At 61.0% G+C, this 344-nt stretch carries 1 rRNA gene; it reads left to right on the top strand.

The features are described 5' to 3' along the window. Positions 1 to 344, top strand: a 23S ribosomal RNA gene (locus IEQ44_RS15655); the annotation flags it as partial.

The following is a 344-nucleotide window of genomic DNA, read 5'->3' as shown; positions in this document are numbered from 1 at the left end:
CTCTTGGGCACCCAGCCTGCCATGGCTACGAGGGGACGTGGCGGGGGAAGTGTGGCTAGCAGGAGACGGCAGCCGCCCGGGTGTCGATCGGGGACCTGAGTCCTTCTGATAGAGGCTCCCACCCGCGGACGGTGTGAGGCCGGTAGCGGCCCTCGTCGCCCCGGGGCACCGTCTCCTCGGAGTCGGGTTGTTTGCGAATGCAGCCCAAAGCTGGTGGTAAACTCCATCTAAGGCTAAATACCGGCATGAGACCGATAGCCGACAAGTACCGTGAGGGAAAGTTGAACAGAACCTTGAAGAGAGAGTTCAACAGGGCGTGAACCCGTTAAGAGCTAAACTGGTGG

Source organism: Nocardioides malaquae, from assembly GCF_015070385.1.
Taxonomy (GTDB): Bacteria; Actinomycetota; Actinomycetes; order Propionibacteriales; family Nocardioidaceae; genus Nocardioides; species Nocardioides malaquae.
This window is presented reverse-complemented; position numbering and strand designations above follow the sequence as displayed.